The following is a 22,772-nucleotide window of genomic DNA, read 5'->3' as shown; positions in this document are numbered from 1 at the left end:
TGAGCGCTCCAAGCGCATTTCGGCACCGTATTAGCGTGCCGAAATTAACTCAAAATGCCCGGTGTCGGCTACAGGACAGCGAAGGTGCCTTGTGCTTTTGCGACCAGTTTGTCGCCCTGGAATACATCCGCTTCGACGACCAGTGTGCGTCGCCCGGGGTGGATGACTTTGGCGATGCACAGCACCTCGCCCTCCGACACCGCCCGGATGTAGTTGATTTTGCACTCGATGGTCACGCTCTGTTGATCGAAACCATGAGCGCTGGAGCACGCCAGCCCCATGCTGATATCCACCAGGCTGAACAGCACGCCACCATGCAGCTTGCCACCCCGGTTGCGCAGTTGGGGTTCCAGGCTGAGCGCTACGTGCGCCACGCCGTCTTCCACCGACTGCACGCGGCAACCGATCAACTCGCTGAAAGCGCTTTGGGTCAGGCCGTCCGGGAGCGCCATTAGCGTTTCTTCAGCTGTTTGGCGTTGGCGAACAGCGAGGCCATCGCATTATTGCTCGGCGCTGCGGCCACGCTTTCCTTGCGTGGTGCAGTGCTTTGCTGGCGCGGTGCCGAGCCCGGACGGGCACCGCGAGCGCCGTCGATTTTCTCGCCGGGGGTATCGCTCATGCGCATCGACAGGCCTACGCGTTTGCGCGGGATGTCGATTTCCATGACCTTGACCTTGACCACGTCTCCGGCTTTCACCGCTTCACGCGGGTCCTTGATGAACTTCTCGGACAATGCCGAAATATGCACCAGACCGTCCTGATGCACGCCGATATCGACGAAAGCACCGAAGTTGGTCACGTTAGTGACAACACCTTCCAGAATCATGCCCAGTTGCAAGTCCTTGAGGTCTTCAACGCCTTCCTGGAACTCGGCGGTCTTGAACTCGGGACGCGGGTCGCGGCCAGGTTTTTCCAGCTCTTGCAGAATGTCGGTGACGGTCGGCAGGCCGAAGGTTTCGTCGGTGAATTTCTTTGGGTCAAGACGTTTGAGGAAGCTTGCGTCGCCGATCAGCGAACGAATGTCGCGGTCGGTGTCTGCCGCAATACGCTTGACCAGCGGGTAGGCTTCGGGGTGAACCGCCGAGCTGTCCAGCGGGTTGTCGCCATTCATGACGCGCAAAAAGCCGGCGGCCTGTTCAAAGGTTTTTTCGCCCAGGCGGCTGACTTTTTTCAGTGCAGCACGGGTTTTGAAAGCGCCGTTTTCATCGCGATGGTTCACGATGTTTTGCGCCAGCGTGGCATTGAGGCCCGAGATGCGGGCCAGCAGGGCTACGGACGCGGTGTTTACGTCCACGCCCACGGCGTTTACGCAGTCTTCCACCACCGCGTCCAGGCCGCGTGCCAGCTTGAGCTGGGACACGTCGTGCTGGTACTGGCCGACACCGATGGATTTAGGGTCGATTTTCACCAGCTCGGCCAGCGGGTCTTGCAGGCGGCGGGCGATCGATACTGCGCCACGGATCGATACATCCAGATCCGGGAATTCCTTGGCGGCCAGTTCCGAGGCCGAATACACCGAAGCACCTGCTTCGGACACCATCACCTTGGTGACTTTCAGCGCCGGGTATTTCTTGATCAGGTCGGCGACCAGCTTGTCGCTTTCGCGGCTGGCAGTACCGTTACCGATGGCAATCAGCTCGACCGAGTGCTTGGCGCACAGGGCGGCCATGACGGCGATGGTCTGATCCCACTTGTTGTGCGGCACGTGCGGGTAAACGGTGGCGTATTCCAGCATTTTGCCGGTGGCATCAACCACGGCAAGTTTGCAGCCGGTACGCAGGCCCGGGTCCAGGCCCAGTGTGGCCCGCGGACCGGCAGGTGCAGCCAGCAGCAGGTCATGCAGGTTGTGGGCGAATACGTTGATCGCTTCGGTCTCGGCGCCGTCGCGCAACTCACCCAGCAAGTCGGTTTCGAGGTGGGTATAGAGCTTGACCTTCCAGGTCCAGCGCACCACTTCGCTCAGCCACTTGTCGGCCGGGCGGTTCTGGTTTTGCAGGCCGAAACGCTCGGCAATCATCATCTCGCCGGGGTGCATGGTGCCGGGCAATTCTTCACCGACCTTGAGCGAAGAGCTGAGAATGCCCTCGTTGCGGCCACGGAAAATCGCCAGCGCACGGTGTGACGGCATGCTCTTGAGCGGTTCATCGTGCTCGAAATAGTCGCGAAACTTCGAGCCTTCCTCTTCTTTGCCAGGAATTACGCGGGCGCTGAGGATGGCTTCCTGCTTGAGGAAACTGCGCAGTTTATCCAGCAGGCTGGCGTCTTCGGCGAAGCGCTCCATGAGGATGTACTTGGCGCCATCGAGGGCAGCCTTGACGTCGGCCACGCCTTTTTCGGCGTCGACAAAACGGGCAGCTTCGGTTTCAGGATTGAGTGTCGGGTCGTTGAACAGGCCGTCAGCCAGTTCGCCGAGGCCGGCTTCCAGGGCGATCTGACCCTTGGTGCGGCGCTTTTGTTTGTACGGCAGGTACAAGTCTTCGAGGCGGGTTTTGGTCTCGGCGAGTTTGATGTCGCGAGCCAGCTCCGGGGTCAGCTTGCCTTGCTCTTCGATGCTGGCGAGGATGCTCAGGCGCCGTTCGTCGAGTTCACGCAGATAGCGCAGGCGTTCTTCCAGATGACGTAACTGGGTGTCATCCAGGCTGCCGGTCACTTCCTTACGGTAGCGAGAGATGAAGGGTACGGTGGAGCCTTCATCCAGAAGAGCGACGGCCGCTTCGACCTGCTGCGGGCGCACGCCGAGTTCTTCGGCGATGCGGCTGTTGATGCTGTCCATAAAACCACCTGACAAATTGTGATGCAGGCTCGCATGCCCGGGCTTGAAGGCTTGCGAGGCTGGTTGAGCGGCCTGGAGGGCGCCGCTACCTGGGCCAAAAGGGCAGCCTGTTGACCCGTGAAGTCAGCTGATTACGCCGGGCGTTGAAAAAATAAATCCTGGCGCAATCATTGAAAATTCGAGGTTGCCTGACACAAAAGGCGGCGCATTATAACCAGCGTTCCCGGATTCAGGGGACTGCAGGCTGCGGCCTCATTGATTGGTCTGCTGTTTGTAGAGGAAAAATCTGCTAACAATGCACACCATGCGTATGACAGCAGCTAAGCCATAATGCGCGCCGAGATCACAGGAGCATCTAATGAGCAGCATTGCACAAACGGCTGAAGGCGAAAAAATTCTTATCGTTGATGACGACCCGGGGCTGAGCAGCCTGCTGGAACGTTTCTTCGTCAGCAAGGGCTATCGGGCCCGCGCTGTGCCGAACGTCGAGCAAATGGATCGTTTGCTGGCTCGTGAGGTATTCAATCTGGTGGTACTGGACTTGATGCTGCCCGGCGAAGACGGCTTGTCCGCCTGCCGCCGTTTGCGTGCAGCGGGCAATCGGGTACCAATCATCATGCTCACCGCCAAGGGCGATGAGCTGAGCCGTATCAAGGGCCTGGAACTGGGCGCTGACGACTACCTGGCCAAGCCGTTCAACCCGGATGAGTTGATGGCGCGAGTACGCGCCGTGCTGCGCCGCCAGTCGGCTCCGGTACCGGGTGCGCCGGGCAGTGAAGATGAAAGCGTGACGTTCGGTGATTACGAACTGAGCCTGGCGACTCGCGAGCTGAAGCGTGGCGATGAAGTCCACATGCTCACCACGGGTGAGTTTGCGGTGCTTAAAGCCCTGGTGATGCATGCGCGCGAGCCGTTGACCCGCGACAAGCTGATGAACCTGGCCCGTGGTCGCGAGTGGGATGCTCTGGAGCGTTCCATTGACGTCCAGATCTCGCGTTTGCGCCGCATGATTGAGCCTGACCCGTCCAAGCCGCGTTATATCCAGACCGTCTGGGGCGTAGGTTATGTGTTCGTGCCAGATGGTAACGCCACCAAGTAACAGATCACTTGTAGGAGCGAGCCATGCGGGTGCCTTCCGGTACCTGAATGGCTCGCGATTCATTTTTGTGCGGGCCTCAGGGCTCGCTCCTGCAAAGTGTTAAAGCGGCTACCTATGAAAACCCCTCTCTGGTTTCCCCAAAGTTTCTTCTCCCGCACGCTCTGGCTTGTCCTGATTGTCGTTCTGTTTTCAAAGGCGCTGACGCTGGTCTATCTGCTAATGAACGAGGACGTGTTGGTCGACCGCCAATACAGCCACGGTGTGGCACTGACCCTGCGCGCTTACTGGGCGGTGGATGAAGAAAATCGCAATAAAATTATCGACGCTGTCGACCTGGTACGCGTAGTGGGCGGCGGTGTGCCCGAGGGTGAGCAACACTGGCCTTACAGCGAAATTTATCAGCGCCAGATGCAGGCCGAACTTGGTCCTGACACTGAAGTCCGCTTGCGCATGCATACTTCCCCTGCGCTCTGGGTGCGTGCCCCGAGCCTGGGCGATGGCTGGCTGAAAGTGCCACTGTATCCGCACCCGCTTCGCGGGCAGAAAATCTGGAACGTACTGGGCTGGTTCCTGGCTATCGGGTTGCTATCGACCGCGTCTGCGTGGATTTTCGTCAGTCAGCTCAATCAGCCGCTCAAGCGTCTGGTGTATGCGGCGCGCCAGCTGGGGCAGGGGCGCAGCGTGCGCTTGCCGATCAGCGACACGCCCAGCGAGATGACCGAGGTATACAGCGCGTTCAATCAGATGGCTGAAGACGTGGAGCAGGCAGGCCGTGAGCGTGAGCTGATGCTCGCGGGCGTGTCCCATGACCTGCGAACACCGCTGACCCGGTTGCGCCTCTCTCTGGAGCTCATGGGCAACCACACCGACCTTACGGACGATATGGTGCGTGACATTGAAGACATGGACGCGATCCTCGATCAGTTCCTGGCCTTTATTCGTGACGGTCGCGATGAGCCGGTCGAAGAAGTTGATCTGTGTGATCTGATCCGCGAAGTGGTGGCGCCCTATAACCAGAACGGGGAGCAGGTGCGCTTGCGCTTGCAGCCGATCCAGCCGTTTGCGTTGCGTCGGGTGTCGATGAAGCGCCTGCTCAATAACCTGATCGGCAATGCTTTGCACCATGCGGGTGAAGACGTGGAAGTCGCGGCCTACGTGTCTGGAGATGTCAGTGCGCCGTACGTGGTGCTGAGTGTGATGGACAGGGGAGCAGGGATTGACCCTTCGGAGCTTGAAGACATCTTCAATCCGTTCATACGCGGTGACCGCGCCCGCGGCGGCAAAGGGACGGGATTGGGTCTTGCGATCGTCAAGCGAATTGCCTCCATGCATGGCGGCAATGTCGAGTTGCGTAACCGCAGCGGTGGCGGCCTGGAAGCCCGTGTACGCCTGCCGCTGGGGTTGATGCTACCAAGAGGGGCGGTGTAGCAAACCCCTGTAGCCGCTGCCGGGCAGCGGCTACACAGGTTTTTAGCCTTTGCCTTTGGTCCGCGTCATATGCGGGCTGCTGTTTTTCTCCAGATGCTGAATGATGATCCCGGCCACGTCCTTGCCTGTGGTGGTTTCAATGCCTTCCAGCCCTGGTGACGAGTTGACCTCCAGCACCAGCGGGCCGTGGTTGGAGCGCAGGATATCGACACCCGCCACGCTCAACCCCATGACTTTGGCCGCGCGAATGGCGGTCATGCGTTCTTCGGGGGTGATCTTGATCAGGCTGGCGCTGCCGCCCCGATGCAGGTTGGAGCGGAACTCTCCCGGTTTGGCCTGACGCTTCATGGCCGCGATAACCTTGTCCCCGACCACGAAGCAGCGAATATCGGCCCCGCCGGCTTCCTTGATGTACTCCTGCACCATGATGTTTTGCTTGAGCCCCATAAAGGCCTCGATCACCGACTCGGCGGCGGTGGCGGTTTCACACAGCACCACGCCGATACCTTGCGTACCTTCCAGCACCTTGATCACCAGCGGGGCACCGTTGACCATCTCGATCAGGTCGGGGATGTCATCCGGCGAATGGGCAAAACCCGTTACGGGCAAACCCAGGCCCCGTCGCGACAACAGCTGCAGCGAGCGCAGCTTGTCCCGTGAGCGGGCAATTGCCACCGATTCGTTGAGCGGGAAAACCCCCATCATTTCGAACTGGCGCAACACCGCACAGCCGTAGAAAGTGACCGAGGCTCCAATACGCGGGATCACGGCGTCGAAACCTTCGAGCGGCTTGCCGCGGTAGTGAATCTGCGGCTTATGACTGGCAATGTTCATATAGGCGCGCAGGGTATCGATCACTACCATTTCATGGCCACGCTCAGTACCGGCTTCAACCAGACGACGAGTGGAATACAGACGCGGGTTACGCGACAGCACAGCGATCTTCATGCAACACCTGTGGCAGAGGTAGTAGTGACCGGAAAAACCGGCTTGTCTTGTATATATTTTAGTGCCGGATTGACGACCAGCTGGCCGTGAACCAGGGCTTTTGAACCCAGCAACAGGCGATAACGCATCGATTTTCGGCAAGCAAGCGTGAACTCGACCTGCCATACCCGATCACCCAGCGCCAGGCCGGTGCGGATCACATAACGAACCTGCGTGTGGCCGTTGGAGCTTTTGATGGTTTTAATTGCCACCAAAGGGGCTTCACAGCGACGATGACGCAGTTGCACCAACGTGCCCAGATGGGCATTGAAACGTACCCACTCGACACCATCGCGCTCAAACGGCTCGATTTCGGTGGCGTGCAGGCTGGAAGTACTGGCGCCGGTGTCGATTTTCGCCCGCAGGCCCGCGACTCCCAAATCGGGAAGCGCCACCCACTCGCGCAGACCGACAACGGCCAAGTGATCAAAAGTCTTCAATATAAGTAACCAGCGATTAACGTATTCAGGCCGCAGGAGGAACCCTGCAGGTAAAGCAATCGGCGAAGCCGATGTGACAGCGTACTGGGGGCTGTTGACGTTTCGTTGTGAGCCGCGTCGTCAACAGACCTGTGGGCATTCACGCAGAATATCCGGCAAATGGCGACAGTTATCTGTGTGTACGCTATTTGGCAGGCGGGCATTCTATCGGGCCAATTGCTTCAGTTGTTCATCGCTAGTAGTAGTACTGTTCTGACTATTTAAGTGAAGAGGAATTCCAGTGGCGCAAAAGCACGAAGAGGACGACAAGGTTCGCCTGGACAAGTGGCTCTGGGCCGCGCGTTTTTACAAAACCCGTGCACTGGCGAAAGCCGCGATTGAAAGCGGCAAGGTGCATTGCCGTGGCGAGCGTTGTAAGCCGAGCAAAGAGCCGCGTCTGGGCGACGAGCTGCAAATTCGTGTGGGCCTTGAAGAGCGTACGGTAGAAGTTAAAGCGCTGTCTGTGGTGCGCCGTGGCGCCCCGCAAGCCCAGTTGCTGTACGCCGAAACCGAACAAAGCATCGCCAAGCGCGAAAATGCGGCGGCCATGCGCAAGTCCGGAGCCATGGGCATCAGCACCGATGGCAAGCCAACCAAGAAACAACGACGCCAACTGCATCAGTTCCATGACGCCAGTGGCGGGGAGTGATCAGGCTGATTCGCGTAAACCGTACGTCGAGTCTGTGGGCACATAGCTTGTAATCGTTGAATCATGACGCCATATAAGCTCATTAGATTTGTACGATATTTAAAGACTCGAACACATTTTGTCACCAATTCAGAACTCTATTCTTATGTCCGACTTACTCAAAACAGATGCCACACAACGCTTTATGTTCGACACCAGCGATGCGCGCGGCGAGCTGGCTTCGCTGGAGCACAGCTACGCTGATGTGTTGGCCAAGCATGCCTACCCGCAGCCGGTTCAGCAGTTGCTGGGCGAGCTGATGGCAGCGGCGGCGTTGCTGGTGGGCAACCAGAAAATCGATGGTTTGCTGAGCCTGCAGGCGCGTTCCGAAGGCCCGGTGCCGCTGCTGATGATCGAATGCACCAGCGACCGTGAAATACGCGGCCTGGCACGTTTTGACGCCGACAAGATTGCTGCGGATGCCACTCTGGCGGACCTGCTGCCTAACGGCGTACTGGCCATTACAATCGATCCTACGGTTGGCAAACGCTACCAGGGCATTGTGGATCTGAACGGCGAGACACTGGCTGACTGTTTCACCAACTACTTCGTCATGTCCGAGCAAGTGCCGACCCGTTTCTGGCTTGTGGCTGACGGCCAGCGCGCGCGCGGCATGTTCTTGCAGCAATTGCCTGCCGACGTGGTCAAGGATGAAGACGAGCGTGTGGACAGCTGGGACCGGTTGCTGATGCTGGGCGATACGCTCAAGGCTGAAGAGCTGCTGGGCCTGGACAACGAAACCATCCTGCATCGCCTGTATCACGAAGAAACAGTGCGTTTGTTTGACAACCAGGCCATTGAATTCAAATGCAGCTGCTCGCGTGAGCGTTCGGGTAATGCCTTGACCAGCCTGGGCCATGAAGACGCGCTGACGCTGGTGACCGAACATGGCGGCCATATCGAAATTGACTGCCAATTTTGTAACGAGCGCTACCTGTTCGATGCGGCGGATGTCGATCAATTGTTCGCTGGTGCGGGTGTTGAATCCCCTTCTGACACTCATCACTAAAACGTTTCAGCCTAGGTAAAACACCTGTCAAAGCCCGTTCTTGCGCGGTTCTGACAGGTGGGCCCTACTCTTTTTGGGGTTTTCTGGCATAATCCGGCCCACTTTTTTCGCGGTAGTAGTGCAAACTTTTCTACTACAAAACGTTTGGCGCACTCGGCCAATGGCCGACGGGGAACCTCATGACGCAAGCTAATAACGCCGTGTACACCGATCTGAGCATCGACGATCTGGTCAAAGAAGCCCTGAGCCGTGGTGAAGGCGAGCTTGCCGACAATGGCGCACTGGTTGTCAAAACTGGCCACCGTACAGGCCGTTCGCCGGCTGACCGCTTCATTGTTGAAGAACCGTCCACTCAGGCAGCCATTGCCTGGGGCCCGATCAACCGCAAGTTCCCGGCTGACAAGTTCGACGCCTTGTGGGACCGCGTTGCAGCTTACCTGGGCGAGCGTGAGCGTTTCGTTTCCCACGTACATGTAGGTTCTGATCCGGCGCACTACCTGCCAGTCAAAATGACCACCGAAACTGCGTGGCACAACCTGTTTGGCCGTTGCCTGTTCATCAACCCTGAACAGTACAACCCGGCGGGCAAAGACGAGTGGCAAGTGATCAACGCACCGAACTTCGTGTGCGAGCCAGAGCGTGATGGCACCAACTCCGACGGTTGCGTGATCATCAACTTTGCAGCCAAAAAAGTCCTGATCGCTGGCATGCGTTACGCCGGCGAGATGAAAAAAGCTCTGTTCTCGGTACAGAACTTTCTGCTGCCAGCAGTTGACGTTCTGCCGATGCACTGTGCAGCCAACATGGGCGAAGAGGGCGATGTGACCCTGTTCTTCGGCCTGTCCGGCACCGGTAAAACCACTCTGTCGGCTGATGAAAGCCGTTACCTGATCGGTGACGACGAACACGGCTGGGGCGTGGGCGTGGTGTTCAACATCGAAGGCGGTTGCTATGCCAAGTGCATCGACTTGTCCGAGAAGAACGAGCCGGTAATCTGGAAAGCCATCCAACATGGCGCAGTACTGGAAAACGTCGTACTGGACCCGGTTACCAAAAAACCGGATTACGCAGACGACAGCCTGACCCAGAACAGCCGTGCGGCTTACCCGCGTGAACTGATCGAAAAACGCGCACCGTTGAACCTGGGCGGCGAGCCAAACGCTGTGATCTTCCTGACCTGCGATCTGACTGGCGTGCTGCCACCTGTGTCGATCCTCAGCGAAGAACAAGCGGCCTACCACTTCCTGTCTGGCTACACCGCTCTGGTGGGCTCGACTGAAATGGGTTCGGGCAGCGGCATCAAGTCGACCTTCTCCACCTGCTTCGGCGCACCGTTCTTCCCGCGTCCTGCTGGCGAATACGCAGAGCTGCTGATCAAGCGCATCCGCGGCTTCGGCTCCAAGGTGTACCTGGTTAACACCGGCTGGACCGGCGGTGGCTACGGCGTTGGCAAGCGTTTCAACATCCCGACTACTCGTGGCGTGATTGCAGCGATCCAGAGCGGTGCTCTGATCGGCGCAGAAACCGAGCACCTGGACACCATCAACCTCGACGTGCCATTGAGCGTGCCGGGCGTTGACACTGTTCTGCTCAACCCGCGCAACACCTGGGCTGATAAAGCTGCCTATGACGAAGCTGCCAAGGCATTGGCCGGCCTGTTCGTAGAGAACTTCAAGAAGTTCGACGTCAGCGACGCGATCAAGGCTGCTGGCCCGAAGGCGTAAGCATTCGGTCAGTGTGTTGATCCACAAAAAAGCCGCCTGAGAGGGCGGCTTTTTTGTGCCTGAAATTTAACCTTCCAGCGCTTGCGTATCCCAATGGCCGGCCTTGATGGCCTCATACAACATGCCAATGGTCAGCGGCACCTTGCTGCCCCGGCCTTTGGCGTTGCGCTTGAAGTGCGGGTCGTTGCCTGCTGGCTGGAAGTAGCGATAGGCATCATAGTCCGCCAACTCCAGGCCGAAACGTTCTTCAAGGGCTTCCATCAGATGCTGGGCATCCGTGCCGTTGCAACCCAGGTCGATATTGATCGACGTTTTCAGGCTGATGGTCTTGTGGTCCGGCAGGCCGATTTCTTCATGCAGCAATTGCATCAGCTCGCGCAAGGTGTGGGTGTCAGGCAGATCGGTGGCGAGTTTCATCATGGAGGTCCAGCTCTTTGGGCCTGAACTTTAACGTTGTTTCTGATGGCAGGGTACTCGACAGCCACTACAAGCCCGACCCTGTATCATCCCTTCTCAATTTGCCTCCGACCTTTTCTCGATCGGCTGTATTTCTCGCGATAAAGTTTTGCGCTTTGCAGCGGTCAATGGAGTGACAGTAATGCACAACACCCTGGAACAGGTTTTCGGTTATCCACAATTTCGAGCAGGCCAGGAGGCAGCCATCAGTGCTGTATTGGCCGGTCGGTCGGCGGCGGCGATTTTTCCGACGGGGTCGGGCAAGTCGTTGTGCTACCAATTGCCGGCTTTGCTGTTGCCTCACCTGACGTTGGTGGTGTCCCCCTTGCTGGCCCTGATGCAGGATCAGTTGGCGTTTTTGCAGCGCCACGGGATTGCGGCTGCCAGCATTGATTCGGCGCAAAGCCGTGAGGACGCCAGCGCAGTCATGGCCCGGGCCAGGTCTGGCGAATTGAAGATTCTGATGATTTCGGTCGAGCGCCTGAAGAACGAGCGCTTCCGTAATTTTTTGCAGCAGGTACCGATTTCGCTGCTGGTGGTAGACGAGGCGCACTGTATTTCCGAGTGGGGGCATAACTTTCGCCCGGACTACTTGAAGCTCCCGGACTACCAGCGCCAGTTCAATATCCCTCAAGCCTTGCTGTTGACGGCGACGGCTACGCCGAATGTTATCGCGGACATGCAGACCAAATTCGCGATTGCCGAATCGGACGTCATCACGACCGGTTTCTATCGTGCCAACCTCAATTTATGGGTCGAGCCGGTCAGCGGTGCGGCCAAGCGTCAGCGTCTGGTGCAGTGGATGGGCGAGCGCATCGGCCAGCCGAGCATTGTCTACGTCACGCTGCAAAAGACCGCCGAACAGATCGCTCAGCATCTCAGTCAGCACGGTATCAGCGCCAACGCCTATCACGCCGGTTTGCCCCATGAGCAGCGTGAGGGCATTCAGCGCCAGTTCATGGGCGGCCAGTTGAACTGCATTGTCGCCACCATCGCCTTTGGGATGGGGATCGATAAAAGTGACATCCGCAATGTGGTGCATTTCGACTTGCCCAAGTCGATTGAAAACTACAGCCAGGAGATCGGTCGGGCCGGGCGTGATGGCCAGCCGTCGGAGTGTTTGGTGCTGGCCAACCGCGACAGCCTCAACGTGCTGGAAAACTTTGTCTACGGCGACACGCCTGAGCTGCAGGGTATTCGCTGTGTGCTGGATGAGTTGCGTGGGGCAATACCTGAAGGGCAGTGGGAGTTCATGCTCCTGCCGTTGTCCGATCAGAGCAATATTCGTCAGCTACCGCTCAAGACCTTGTTGGTTCAGCTGGAACTGCGCGGCCTGATTGCCCCGCGTTACGCCTATTTTGCCGAATACCGGTTCAAGTTCCTGATCGAGCCCGAGGTGCTGCTGGCAAGGTTCGAAGGCGAGCGGCAGCAGTTTGTCTCGGCCATCATTCAGACCTCCACGCGCGCCAGAACCTGGGCCACGGTGAATTTCGACGCGTTGTACAGCCAGCATCAGGCTGACCGCAATCGTGTGGTCAAAGCGCTGGATTACTTTCAGGAGAAGGGCTGGATCGAGCTGGAAAGCAAACAGATGACCGAGGTCTACAGCCTGTTGGTGAGCGATTTTGATGCCCGGGCTTTAAGTCAGGAACTGCATGCTTACTTTACGGCCCATGAGCGCGGCGAGATTGTGCGCATTCACGCGATGCTGGCGTTGTTTGCCAGTGACACTTGCCTGAGCCATCGACTGGCGCAGTACTTTGGCGACGGGCAGGCCCCGCAGCAGTGCGGGCATTGTTCGGTATGTGCAGGGCAGGTCGCTCACTTGCCGGAGCCTCCCGCGCTGGCGCCGCTTGTGGATAAAAACTTTGAAGCACTGTGCGGTGCTTTTATCCACAGGCATCAGGAGTACACGGGCAGTTATCCCCCGGCAGAACGTCTGACCCGATTTTTATGCGGGATCAGCGTGCCGATGTTCACCAAGATGAAAGCGCGGGCCATTCCGGGTTTTGCGGCATTGGAGTACTACCCCTATGCCGAGGTCCGGGAATGGGCGGCGAAACATCTGCTTTCCTTGTAGATACTCTGCGCCCGATCAAGCCCCCCTGTGGGAGCGAGCCTGCTCGCGAACGGCCTTCGCGAGCAGGCTCGCTCCCACTGATGAAGTTTTCCTGCAGCCGCAGGCTGCGGTTAAAAATTACCCCAGCAACTCGCGCAGCACACGGGTGAAGTCGCGGCAACTGGCTTCCTCATCAGCGTGATGACCATCGCGTACTACCCACTGGCCATTGACCAGCACATCGCGTACCTGGCGGTCGCCGCCGGCAAACAACCACCGGTTGAGAATGGCATCGTCCCGGGCGGTGGCCAGGTACGGGTCGTTGCCGTCCAGTACCAGCCAGTCGGCGCGCTGGCCCACGGCCAGTCCGGCCACGGGTTGCCCCATCGCCTGTGCGCCGCCTGCGAGGGCTGCGTCGTACAGCGTGCGGCCGACCATCGGCTGATCGCTGCGGTACATCCGGTTGCGGCGCTGATCGCGCAAGCGCTGGCCGTATTCCAGCCAGCGCAGTTCCTCAACCACACTCAGTGACACATGGCTGTCTGAACCGATGCCCATGCGCCCGCCCTGGGCCAGATAGTCCACGGCCGGGAAGATACCGTCGCCCAGGTTGGCTTCAGTGGTCAGGCACAACCCGGCCACGGCCTGGCTTTGCGCCATAAGCCGCACTTCGTCTGCATTGGCGTGGGTCGCGTGCACCAGGCACCAGCGCTGGTCTACCTCAACGTTGTCATACAGCCACTGGATCGGACGTTTACCGCTCCAGCTCAGGCAGTCGTCGACTTCCTTTTGCTGCTCGGCGATATGGATATGCACCGGGCAAGCCTTGTCACTGGGCTGCATGACTTCGTGGATTTGCTCGGGGGTGACGGCGCGCAACGAGTGGAAGCACAAGCCCAGCGCTTGTGCGGGTTGTTGAGCCAGCAGCGGCTGCAACTGTTGCTGCAATTTCAGGTATTGCTCGGTGCTGTTGATAAAGCGTCGCTGGCCTTCATTGGGTGTCTGGCCGCCAAAACCTGCGTGGCTGTACAGCACTGGCAGCAGGGTCAGGCCAATACCGGTCGAGCGGGCCGCCTCGCTGATGCGCAACGCCAGCTCTGCCGGGTTGGCATAGGGCTGGCCCGACAGGTCGTGGTGCACGTAATGGAATTCGGCCACCGAGGTGTAACCGGCCTTGAGCATTTCGATGTACAGCTGGCGGGCGATGATGCCGAGCTGTTCCGGGCTGATTTTTCCGACCAGCCGATACATCAAGTCGCGCCAGGTCCAGAAGCTGTCGTTGGGGTTGCCCGCCACTTCGGCCAAACCGGCCATGGCCCGCTGGAACGCGTGGGAGTGCAGGTTGGGCATGCCCGGCAGCAGGGGACCGCTCAGGCGTTCGGCGCCGTGCGCGTCGGCATTGGCTTGAATTCGGGTCAGGCAGCCATCGGCGCCGACCTCGATTCGGACATTGGTCGCCCAGCCTGTAGGTAACAGCGCGCGCTCGGCAAAGAAGACGGACATCGGTTAGGCACCCCATGGTTTGTTATTTGTATATACATATACAGACGTTTGCCTGCTCGGTAAACTCCGGCAAGCTACGCCCCTTAACTCATGAACAAGGATTGCCTGTGTCGACTCCGCCTGTCGTGTCCCCGCTGGCCGCCCACATGGGCGACAGTCCGGCCCCGCTATATGCCCGTGTAAAGCAGATGATCACTGCGCAAATCCAGAGCGGGAACTGGCCGCCGCATTACCGTGTGCCTTCTGAAAGCGAACTGGTCAGCCAGTTGGGCTTCAGCCGCATGACCATCAACCGTGCGCTGCGTGAAATGACCGCCGACGGTTTACTGGTGCGCATGCAGGGCGTCGGCACCTTTGTGGCTGAGCCCAAGACCCAGTCTGCGCTGTTTCAAGTCAACAACATCGCCGATGAAATCGCCGCGCGTGGGCATAAGCACACCTGCAAAGTGATCAGTCTGGGTGAAGAAATGGCCGGCTCCGAACGCGCCGCCGTGCTCGACATGCGTGAAGGGCAGAAAGTCTTTCATTCACTGATCGTGCACTACGAGAACGGAATTGCCGTGCAAATTGAGGACCGTTTCGTAAATGCCCAGGTGGCGCCGGACTACCTCAAGCAAGACTTCACCCTGCAAACGCCCTACGCCTATTTGTCTCAGGTCGCTCCGCTGACCGAAGGCGAGCACGTGGTCGAAGCGATTCTGGCTGACCCCAAAGAGTGCAAGTTGCTGCAAATCGAGCCCGGCGAGCCGTGCCTTCTGATTCGCCGCCGCACCTGGTCGGGGCGTCAGCCCGTTACCGCTGCTCGTTTGATTCACCCCGGTTCCCGTCACCGCCTCGAAGGACGTTTCAGTAAATGAATGAGCTGAGAGTTTTACGCGCCGCCGATTACCCGCGCATGCCATGGAAAAACGGCGGGGGCAGCACCGAAGAAATTACCCGCGACGCTGGCGAGGGCCTGGAAGGCTTTGGCTGGCGCCTGTCGATTGCCGACATTGGCGAGTCAGGCGGTTTTTCGCGCTTCGACGGCTATCAGCGGATTATCAGCGTGCTGCAAGGCGCGGGCATGAACCTGCAAGTCGACGGCCTGAGTACCCGGGCCTTGCTGCCGTTCGATGCGTTCGCGTTTAAAGGCGAAAGCACCGTCAGCTGCACCCTGATTGATGGGCCGATCCGCGACTTCAACCTGATCTACGCCCCGCAACGCTACACCGCCCGGCTGCAATGGCTGGACGCGACAACCCCGCAGCGGTTGTTCAGTTCGGCACACACCCTGGTGATTTTCAGCGCTGGTGAACACGTGCATGTGGGCTTGGGTAAAACCTGCCACGAACACTTGGGACGTTACGATTGCCTGCAACTGAGCGCCAATCGCGAGTTGCTGGAAGTCACGGTCACAGGCCGTTGCTGCGTGATTGAGTTGAGTGCGGTCTGAAGCAAAGGTTGCGCCCGTGGAAGCTGGTCAGCCAGCTTCCACCCTTGAACAGTAAGCAGTGCCCCAGCTTGTTACTTAACGCCCCAGAAAGAAGCAAAACCCCGATTCAGTAACATCCCTTCGTCTTATCTTTCATCATTTAAAGACAATTCCTACCTCCTTCATCGTCCTTATTTTCGGGACTTTCAGCGGCGTTTGAACAATTTCGCCCGCTGAAATCTCATCTTGGCCGCTTACTTGCATATGCTTGTATGTACAAGTACATGACTGTACATCGAGTACTGACGTACACCCCCTGATTTGCCACGCCTTTAGCCACATCGAGAGGGAGCATTACTGAGCTGATTGACCCACTGCGCAGGGACCCGCTGAAAGCTCCTGGAAACCGTATGCCGTAGCCAGCCTTAGCCTTTTAATGATTAGGAGCGTCACTCAATGAACATCCACAAGACTCTGCTGACCCCTTTACTGTCCATCAGCCTGTTACTTGGTGCCGGTACTGCTCAGGCGGCCACATGGTGCGAGTCAGGCAAGCCGGTGAAATTCGCCGGGCTTAACTGGGAAAGCGCGATGTTGCTCACAGACCTGATGCAGTTCGTTCTGGCAAAGGGCTACGACTGTAAGGTTGATGCTTTGCCGGGCAACTCCATTTCCATGGAGAACGCGCTGGGCAGCAACGATATTCAGGTGTTTGCCGAGGAGTGGGTGGGGCGCAGCAAAGTGTGGTCCAAGGCTGAGGCAGCGGGCAAGGTGGTAGGCATCGGGGCTCCGGTGGTGGGTGCCGTTGAAGGCTGGTATGTGCCACGTTACGTGATTGAAGGCGATGCCAGCCGCAATATTGAAGCCAAGGCGCCGAACCTCAAATCCATCGCCGACCTGGCGCAGTACACCGCATTGTTCAAGGATCAGGAAGAACCGTCCAAGGGGCGTTTCTACAACTGCCCGGCCGGCTGGACCTGCGAGCTTGAAAACAGCGAAATGCTCAAGAGCTACGGGCTGGAAAACAGCTTTACCAACTTCCGCCCGGGTACCGGTCCGGCACTGGATATCGCCGTGTTGTCGAGCTACAAGCGCGGCGAGCCGATTCTGTTCTATTACTGGTCGCCGACCCCGCTGATGGGCAAGCTTGATCTGGTCAAACTGGAAGAGAAGCCCGGTGTCGACAAGAGCCTGACGATCAAAGTGGGCGTGTCGAGCGTCTTCAACGAGCAAGCGCCAGAGCTGATCAGCGTCCTGGAAAAGGTCAACCTGCCGATCGATCTGCTCAATCAGAACCTGGCCCGCATGACCCATGAAAATATCAAGTCGCCGCAACTGGCCGTGTTGTTCCTCAAGGAGCATCCAGAGGTCTGGCACGCATGGGTAGACGAAGCTGGCGCGAAGAAAATTGAGGCTGCACTCTGAATACGGACGCTCTGCCTGTCGCGTACGTCCCTTTCATTTGATCGAGAGTTCTTATGTTTCCCGACCGTTTTACATTCTCAATTGCCGACTGGGTCAACAGTTGGGTCGACGCGCTGGTGACCAACTATGGCGATATTTTCCGGCATATTTCCGACACCATGCTGTGGGCCATCGTCAATCTTGAGACCGTGCTGCGCATGGCTCCCTGGTGGCTGGTGCTGGCCATCGTTGCAGGTGTCACCTGGCACGCCACCCGCAAGCTGGTGACCACGGCAGTTATCGTCGGCTTGTTGTTTCTGGTGGGGGCTGTTGGCTTGTGGGACAAGCTGATGCAAACGCTGGCCTTGATGATGGTCGCCACGGTGATTTCGGTGCTGATCGGCATCCCGCTGGGGATTCTCGCGGCCCGCAGCGATCGCTTGCGCGCCGTGTTGATGCCGATGCTGGACATCATGCAAACCATGCCCAGCTTCGTGTACCTGATTCCGGTGTTGATGCTGTTTGGCCTGGGCAAAGTCCCGGCGATCTTCGCCACGGTTATCTACTCTGCGCCACCGCTGATTCGCTTGACCGATCTGGGCATTCGGCAGGTCAACGCAGAAGTGATGGAAGCCATCAACGCCTTTGGTGCCAACCGCTGGCAACAGCTGTTTGGTGTGCAGTTGCCGCTGGCGATGCCGAGCATCATGGCAGGGATCAACCAAACCACCATGATGGCGCTGTCGATGGTGGTGATCGCCTCGATGATTGGTGCGCGGGGTCTGGGTGAGGACGTACTGGTGGGTATCCAGACGCTGAACGTCGGTCGCGGGCTTGAGGCCGGTCTGGCGATTGTGATTCTGGCAGTGGTTATCGACCGCATCACCCAGGCCTATGGCCGCCCACGGCACGAGGTGAGCAAATGAGCATGCCCCCTAAAATCGAAGTAAAGAACGTGTTCAAGATCTTTGGCAGCCGTGCCAAGGAAGCGCTGGCCATGATCCAGCAAGAGAAAACCAAGGATCAGGTCTTGTCCCAGACCGGCTGTGTCGTCGGGGTCAATGACTTGTCATTGAGTATCGGCACCGGTGAAATCTTCGTCATCATGGGTTTGTCCGGGTCGGGCAAATCGACGCTGGTACGCCACTTCAATCGCCTGATCGACCCCACCAGCGGAGCGATCCTGGTAGACGGTGAAGACATCCTGCAATACGACATGGAAGCCTTGCGCCAATTCCGCCGGCACAAGATCAGCATGGTGTTCCAGAGTTTCGGTCTTTTGCCCCACAGAACCGTGATCGACAACGTGGCCTACGGTCTGAAAGTGCGTGGCGAAAGCAAAGCCTTGTGCGCCGAGCGTGCCATGCACTGGATCAATACCGTGGGCCTCAAAGGGTACGAAAACAAATACCCGCACCAGCTGTCTGGCGGCATGCGCCAGCGTGTGGGTCTGGCGCGGGCCCTGGCCAGCGACACCGACATCATCCTGATGGATGAGGCCTTCAGCGCCCTGGATCCGCTGATCCGCGCCGAGATGCAGGATCAACTGCTTGAACTGCAAAAGACCCTGCATAAAACCATTGTCTTCATTACCCATGACCTTGATGAAGCGGTGCGCATCGGCAACCGGATTGCGATCCTCAAGGATGGCCGGTTGATTCAAGTGGGCACCCCCAAGGACATTCTTCACTCGCCGGCTGACGATTACGTGGATCGCTTTGTTCAGCGCCGTGCTGTGACGGTTTAGATTTAGACAGATTGAGGTCGAATGTGAATAACGTGCAGATTGAAGCAGTGGTTATAGACAACACCCGCATGGGTTGGATGGACGTCGTGGCTGTCGCCCGGCATGGTGCACTGCTGACGTTGTCGGATCAGGCCTGGGCCCGGATCGACAATGCGCAGGCCATCGTGCAGCGCATTGTGCGCAGTGGTGAGCGTGCGTATGGCATCAATACCGGTCTGGGCGGGTTGAGCAACGTCTCGTTACAGGACGAGCAGCTGAGCGCGCTGTCACGCAACACCCTGCTCAGCCATGCCTGCGGCGTGGGTCCTGTACTCAGCAATGAGCAAACCCGGGCCATCATTTGCGCAGCCGTTATCCAGTACAGCCAGGGCAAGTCGGGTTTGCACCGCCAAGTGGTTGAAGGGCTGCTGGCTTTGCTCAATCACCAGATCACTCCGCAAGTGCCTTCCCAGGGCTCTGTGGGTTATTTGACCCACATGGCGCATATCGGCATCACCCTTCTGGGCGTTGGCGACGTCAGCTATCGCGGGCAGGTTGTCCCTGCGCAGCAGGCACTGGCAGCCGAAGGCCTGAGCCCGGTGGTACTGGGTGCCAAGGATGGCTTGTGCCTGGTCAACGGCACGCCGTGCATGACCGGCCTGAGCTGCCTGGCCCTGGCCGATGCCACGCATTTGTTGCAGTGGGCTGACGTGACGGGGGCCATGAGTTTTGAAGCGTTGCGCGGTCAGCTGGATGCTTTTGACCCCGAAATCCTGGCACTCAAGCCTCATTCCGGCATGCAGCGTGTGGGTGCGAACCTGCGGGACTTGCTGGCAGACAGCGAAGTCATTGCCAGCAGCAAAGGGGTGCGTACCCAGGATGCACTGAGCTTGCGCTCGATCCCGCAGGTACATGGCGCCGCGCGTGACCAGTTGCACCATGGCGCGCTGCAAATCGAAACCGAGCTCAATTCGGTCAATGACAACCCGATGGTCCTGGGCACGCCTGAAGCCTATCGCGTGGTGAGCCAGGCCAACCCCCATGGTCAGTCGGTGGCCCTGGCTGCCGATATGCTGGCCATTGCGATGGCCGAGATCGGCTCGATCGCCGAACGCCGTCTGGATCGTCTGATCAACCCGCATGTGAGCGGTCTGCCCGCGTTTCTGGTCAGCCAGCCCGGGGTCAACTCGGGAATGATGATCGTGCAATACGTCGCGGCGTCCCTCTGTGCGCAAAATCGCCAGTTGGCCCAACCGGCAGTACTGGATAACTACGTGACTTCAGGGCTGCAGGAAGATCACCTGAGCCTGGGCACCAACTCGGCGCTCAAACTGCTGCAATTACTCGAAAACTGTACGCAGATTCTGGCCATCGAATACCTGTTGGCGGCCCAGGCGTTTGAGTTTCTCAAACCGCAGCGTTTTGGCAGCGGTACCCAAAAAGCCTTGAACCTGCTGCGTGAGCGCGTGGCCCCGTATGATCAGGATCGCTGGCTGGCGCCGGACATTGCCAGCAGCGCTGCGATCCTCAAGGATCAACGCGTGTTACGTGAGTTGTTGCCGCATCTGGCTTGAATCAATGATGGAGTGACTGAATGAAAACCCTTTGGCAGCACTGCAATGTCGCAACCATGGCCAATGGCACGTACTCGATTATCGAGGATGCCGCCCTTGTTACCCGTGACGGCTTCATTGAGTGGATTGGCCCGCGTCAGCAGTTGCCTGCCGGCGAGTACGGCCAAACCCACGGCCTGGAAGGCGCGTGGGTTACGCCGGGACTGATCGATTGCCACACCCACACGGTGTTTGGCGGTAATCGCAGCGGTGAGTTCGAGCAGCGCTTGCAGGGCGTGAGCTATGCCGAAATCGCTGCCGCCGGTGGCGGCATTGCCAGCACTGTGCGTGCGACCCGTGCTGCCAGCGAAGAGGAATTGTTCGCCAGTGCCCGTCAGCGTTTGATCTGCTTGCTGCGCGATGGCGTTACCAGCGTCGAGATCAAGTCCGGCTATGGCCTGAGCCTTGAGAGCGAACGCAAAATCCTGCGGGTGATTCGTCGCCTTGGCCAGGAGTTGCCAGTCACGGTGCGCAGCACCTGCCTGGCGGCCCACGCCTTGCCACCGGAGTACAAGGATCGCGCCGACGACTACATCGACCACATCTGCAACGAGATGCTGCCCGCGCTGGCGGACGAAGGGCTGGTAGACGCAGTGGATGCCTTCTGCGAATACCTGGCCTTCTCGCCGGCCCAGGTTGAGCGCGTATTCAAAGTGGCGCAGCAACTGGGCCTGCCGGTCAAACTGCACGCCGAGCAGCTGTCCTCCCTGCATGGTTCAAGCCTGGCGGCGCGTTATCAGGCGTTGTCGGCCGACCACCTGGAATTCATGACCGAAGAAGACGCCATCGCCATGGCCCGATCCGGTACCGTGGCCGTGCTGTTGCCCGGTGCGTTTTACTTTTTGCGTGAAACCCAGCTGCCGCCGATGGAGGCCCTGCGCAAGCACGGGGTGAAAATCGCCATCGCCAGCGACCTCAACCCGGGCACTTCGCCGGGCCTGTCGCTGCGCCTGATGCTGAACATGGCCTGTACCCTGTTCCGCATGACCCCCGAAGAAGCCTTGGCCGGTGTTACCCAGCATGCCGCCACGGCGCTGGGCATGGGTGAGACCCATGGCTCGCTGGAACCTGGCAAAGTGGCCGACTTCGTGGCCTGGAATATTGATCGCCCGGCAGACCTGGCCTATTGGCTGGGCGGTGATCTGGATAAACGCGTCGTGCGCAATGGCGTTGACGTAGCGCTAGGGTCTGTTGCCGTTTCATTGCGGCCGCGACGATAGTTCACGTGACGCAGGGTAAGGCGCGAGCAGCGTAGTTTGGTTGTTCCCAATAAGCTGCGAGCAACGCCGCCCTGCGTCACGTGAGCTATCGTCCCTCCGGGTCGCGTGTCACATTTCGCCAGGCTGCGTTGCAGGGCTTGGGAAGGGAACAACCATTTCCGGCGCCCTGCGCCTTGCCTGGCAAAATTTGACCCAGCGACGCGGCTCGTAATGAAATGGCAACAGACCCTAGGAGAAAAGTTTGTGGATAAGGTTCTGACATTCAAACAAGGCCGTGTGCCATTGCTGATCAGCATGCCCCACGCAGGCTTGAAACTGACGCCGGCGGTCAAGGCCGGCCTGATCCCCGAGGCACAAAGCCTGCCGGACACCGACTGGCACATCCCGCAGCTTTACGATTTTGCTGCTGAACTGGGTGCCAGCACCCTGGCTGGCGAGTACTCGCGCTTCGTGATTGACCTCAATCGCCCCGAAGACGACGCACCGATGTACGTGGGCGCGACCACGGGGCTGTTCCCGGCCACGCTGTTTGATGGCGTGCCCCTGTTCCGCGAAGGGCAAGTGCCTTCGGCGCAAGAGCGTGCGACGTACCTGGAGCAGATCTGGAAACCCTACCACCAGACCTTGCAGCAGGAGCTCAAGCGCCTCAAGGACGAGTTTGGCTATGCCTTGCTGTTCGATGCGCACTCCATCCGTTCTTGCGTGCCGCACCTGTTTGACGGGCGTTTGCCGGACTTCAACCTGGGCACGTTCAATGGCGCCAGCTGCGACCCGGCACTTGCCCGCGATCTGGAAGCCATTTGCGCCGAGCACCCGGCGTACAGCCACGTGCTGAACGGGCGCTTCAAGGGCGGCCATATCACCCGCCATTACGGCAGCCCGGCCGACAACATCCATGCGGTGCAACTGGAGCTGGCGCAGTGCACCTATATGGAAGAGTTCGAACCGTTCAACTATCGCCAGGACCTGGCGGCACCGACCCAAGTGGTGCTCAAGCAATTGCTGGCGCGGATTATTGAGTGGGGGCAACAGCGTTACGCAAAGTAATGGCTCAATACACCCCGTGGGCGCTGGGGGCAGCGGCCACGGGGTGACGCGATCAGCCCCCTTCCTGTTACCGAACGCCCCAAAAAGACGCAAAACCCCCTCCCAGTAACATTCCCGCGCTTTGCCCTTCATCTGTCAAAGAGACT

Annotated in this window: 20 protein-coding genes; 14 read left to right on the top strand and 6 right to left on the bottom strand. The window is 58.8% G+C overall.

The window, feature by feature from the left end:
• Positions 1-68: 68 nt before the first annotated feature.
• Both ACZRMS_RS01420 and ACZRMS_RS01415 read right to left on the bottom strand, forming a co-directional pair.
• Positions 69-452 (bottom strand): PaaI family thioesterase, encoded by a 384-nt coding sequence (locus ACZRMS_RS01420; protein WP_463993793.1) that lies wholly within the window; start codon positions 450-452, stop codon positions 69-71.
• Positions 452-2,773 (bottom strand): Tex family protein, encoded by a 2,322-nt coding sequence (locus ACZRMS_RS01415; RefSeq protein WP_463993792.1) that lies wholly within the window; start codon positions 2,771-2,773, stop codon positions 452-454. The genes ACZRMS_RS01420 and ACZRMS_RS01415 overlap by 1 nt, the downstream gene beginning before the upstream one ends.
• Before the next feature lie 358 nt (positions 2,774-3,131).
• Between ACZRMS_RS01415 and ompR the strand changes: the two genes are divergently transcribed.
• Together ompR and ACZRMS_RS01405 are read left to right on the top strand one after the other, a co-directional pair.
• Positions 3,132-3,872, top strand: a complete 741-nt coding sequence (gene ompR / locus ACZRMS_RS01410; RefSeq protein ID WP_019821773.1) for an osmolarity response regulator transcription factor OmpR — start codon at positions 3,132-3,134, stop codon at positions 3,870-3,872.
• Positions 3,873-3,986: 114 nt separating this feature from the next.
• Positions 3,987-5,300, top strand: a complete 1,314-nt coding sequence (locus tag ACZRMS_RS01405) for an ATP-binding protein (protein WP_463993791.1) — start codon at positions 3,987-3,989, stop codon at positions 5,298-5,300.
• 42 nt (positions 5,301-5,342) lie between these two features.
• Here the strand turns inward: ACZRMS_RS01405 and rimK are convergent, their stop codons facing one another.
• Both rimK and rimB read right to left on the bottom strand, forming a co-directional pair.
• The gene (rimK, locus tag ACZRMS_RS01400) at positions 5,343-6,248 is read right to left on the bottom strand and encodes a 30S ribosomal protein S6--L-glutamate ligase (RefSeq protein ID WP_016783140.1); all 906 of its coding nucleotides are present in this window, start codon (positions 6,246-6,248) and stop codon (positions 5,343-5,345) included.
• Complete coding sequence (gene rimB, locus ACZRMS_RS01395) at positions 6,245-6,727, bottom strand: retropepsin-like aspartic endopeptidase RimB (RefSeq protein ID WP_048360480.1); 483 nt, start codon at positions 6,725-6,727, stop codon at positions 6,245-6,247. Before rimB ends, rimK begins: the two co-directional genes overlap by 4 nt.
• Positions 6,728-7,007: 280 nt before the next feature.
• Here rimB and ACZRMS_RS01390 point away from each other — a divergent pair, with 280 nt between their 5' ends.
• The 3 genes from ACZRMS_RS01390 to ACZRMS_RS01380 all read left to right on the top strand — a co-directional run bounded on the left by ACZRMS_RS01390 (position 7,008) and on the right by ACZRMS_RS01380 (position 10,187).
• Positions 7,008-7,415, top strand: a complete 408-nt coding sequence (locus ACZRMS_RS01390) for an RNA-binding S4 domain-containing protein (protein WP_463993790.1) — start codon at positions 7,008-7,010, stop codon at positions 7,413-7,415.
• A gap of 145 nt (positions 7,416-7,560) precedes the next feature.
• On the top strand, positions 7,561-8,463 hold the full coding sequence (hslO, locus tag ACZRMS_RS01385; protein WP_463993789.1) for an Hsp33 family molecular chaperone HslO: 903 nt from the start codon (positions 7,561-7,563) through the stop codon (positions 8,461-8,463).
• A 179-nt stretch (positions 8,464-8,642) separates the two neighbouring features.
• Positions 8,643-10,187, top strand: a complete 1,545-nt coding sequence (locus ACZRMS_RS01380; protein ID WP_463993788.1) for a phosphoenolpyruvate carboxykinase — start codon at positions 8,643-8,645, stop codon at positions 10,185-10,187.
• Positions 10,188-10,253: 66 nt separating this feature from the next.
• On the opposite strand, the gene ACZRMS_RS01375 is transcribed toward ACZRMS_RS01380, so the two are convergent.
• Positions 10,254-10,604, bottom strand: a complete 351-nt coding sequence (locus ACZRMS_RS01375; RefSeq protein ID WP_463993945.1) for a DUF1493 family protein — start codon at positions 10,602-10,604, stop codon at positions 10,254-10,256.
• 181 nt (positions 10,605-10,785) lie between these two features.
• Here ACZRMS_RS01375 and ACZRMS_RS01370 point away from each other — a divergent pair, with 181 nt between their 5' ends.
• Positions 10,786-12,723 (top strand): RecQ family ATP-dependent DNA helicase, encoded by a 1,938-nt coding sequence (locus ACZRMS_RS01370; protein WP_463993787.1) that lies wholly within the window; start codon positions 10,786-10,788, stop codon positions 12,721-12,723.
• A 117-nt stretch (positions 12,724-12,840) separates the two neighbouring features.
• On the opposite strand, the gene ACZRMS_RS01365 is transcribed toward ACZRMS_RS01370, so the two are convergent.
• Positions 12,841-14,205, bottom strand: a complete 1,365-nt coding sequence (locus ACZRMS_RS01365; protein WP_463993786.1) for a formimidoylglutamate deiminase — start codon at positions 14,203-14,205, stop codon at positions 12,841-12,843.
• A gap of 146 nt (positions 14,206-14,351) precedes the next feature.
• On the opposite strand from ACZRMS_RS01365, the gene hutC reads away from it, so the two are divergent.
• The 8 genes from hutC to hutG all read left to right on the top strand — a co-directional run bounded on the left by hutC (position 14,352) and on the right by hutG (position 22,626).
• Positions 14,352-15,062 carry a histidine utilization repressor gene (gene hutC / locus ACZRMS_RS01360; protein WP_193790191.1) on the top strand — a complete coding sequence of 237 codons (711 nt, stop codon included), beginning with the start codon at positions 14,352-14,354 and terminating at the stop codon, positions 15,060-15,062.
• Entirely contained in the window at positions 15,059-15,637 is a 579-nt protein-coding gene (locus ACZRMS_RS01355) for a HutD/Ves family protein (RefSeq protein WP_463993785.1), read from the top strand. Before hutC ends, ACZRMS_RS01355 begins: the two co-directional genes overlap by 4 nt.
• 435 nt (positions 15,638-16,072) lie before the next feature.
• On the top strand, positions 16,073-17,041 hold the full coding sequence (locus ACZRMS_RS01350; protein ID WP_463993784.1) for an ABC transporter substrate-binding protein: 969 nt from the start codon (positions 16,073-16,075) through the stop codon (positions 17,039-17,041).
• A 53-nt stretch (positions 17,042-17,094) separates the two neighbouring features.
• A complete protein-coding gene (locus ACZRMS_RS01345; RefSeq protein WP_048360470.1) occupies positions 17,095-17,946 on the top strand; it encodes an ABC transporter permease in 852 nt (283 codons plus the stop codon).
• Positions 17,943-18,767 carry a quaternary amine ABC transporter ATP-binding protein gene (locus ACZRMS_RS01340; RefSeq protein ID WP_053069561.1) on the top strand — a complete coding sequence of 275 codons (825 nt, stop codon included), beginning with the start codon at positions 17,943-17,945 and terminating at the stop codon, positions 18,765-18,767. The genes ACZRMS_RS01345 and ACZRMS_RS01340 overlap by 4 nt, the downstream gene beginning before the upstream one ends.
• A 32-nt stretch (positions 18,768-18,799) precedes the next feature.
• Positions 18,800-20,320, top strand: a complete 1,521-nt coding sequence (gene hutH, locus ACZRMS_RS01335; RefSeq protein ID WP_463993944.1) for a histidine ammonia-lyase — start codon at positions 18,800-18,802, stop codon at positions 20,318-20,320.
• Between the two features lie 20 nt (positions 20,321-20,340).
• On the top strand, positions 20,341-21,579 hold the full coding sequence (gene hutI / locus ACZRMS_RS01330; RefSeq protein WP_463993783.1) for an imidazolonepropionase: 1,239 nt from the start codon (positions 20,341-20,343) through the stop codon (positions 21,577-21,579).
• A gap of 243 nt (positions 21,580-21,822) precedes the next feature.
• Positions 21,823-22,626 (top strand): N-formylglutamate deformylase, encoded by an 804-nt coding sequence (gene hutG, locus ACZRMS_RS01325; protein WP_463993782.1) that lies wholly within the window; start codon positions 21,823-21,825, stop codon positions 22,624-22,626.
• The last annotated feature ends 146 nt before the right edge of the window (positions 22,627-22,772 follow it).

The sequence above is a fragment of the Pseudomonas sp. B424 genome, from assembly GCF_055408345.1.
Note: the sequence above shows the minus strand (reverse complement) of the source record. Positions and strands in the feature narration are given on the sequence as shown.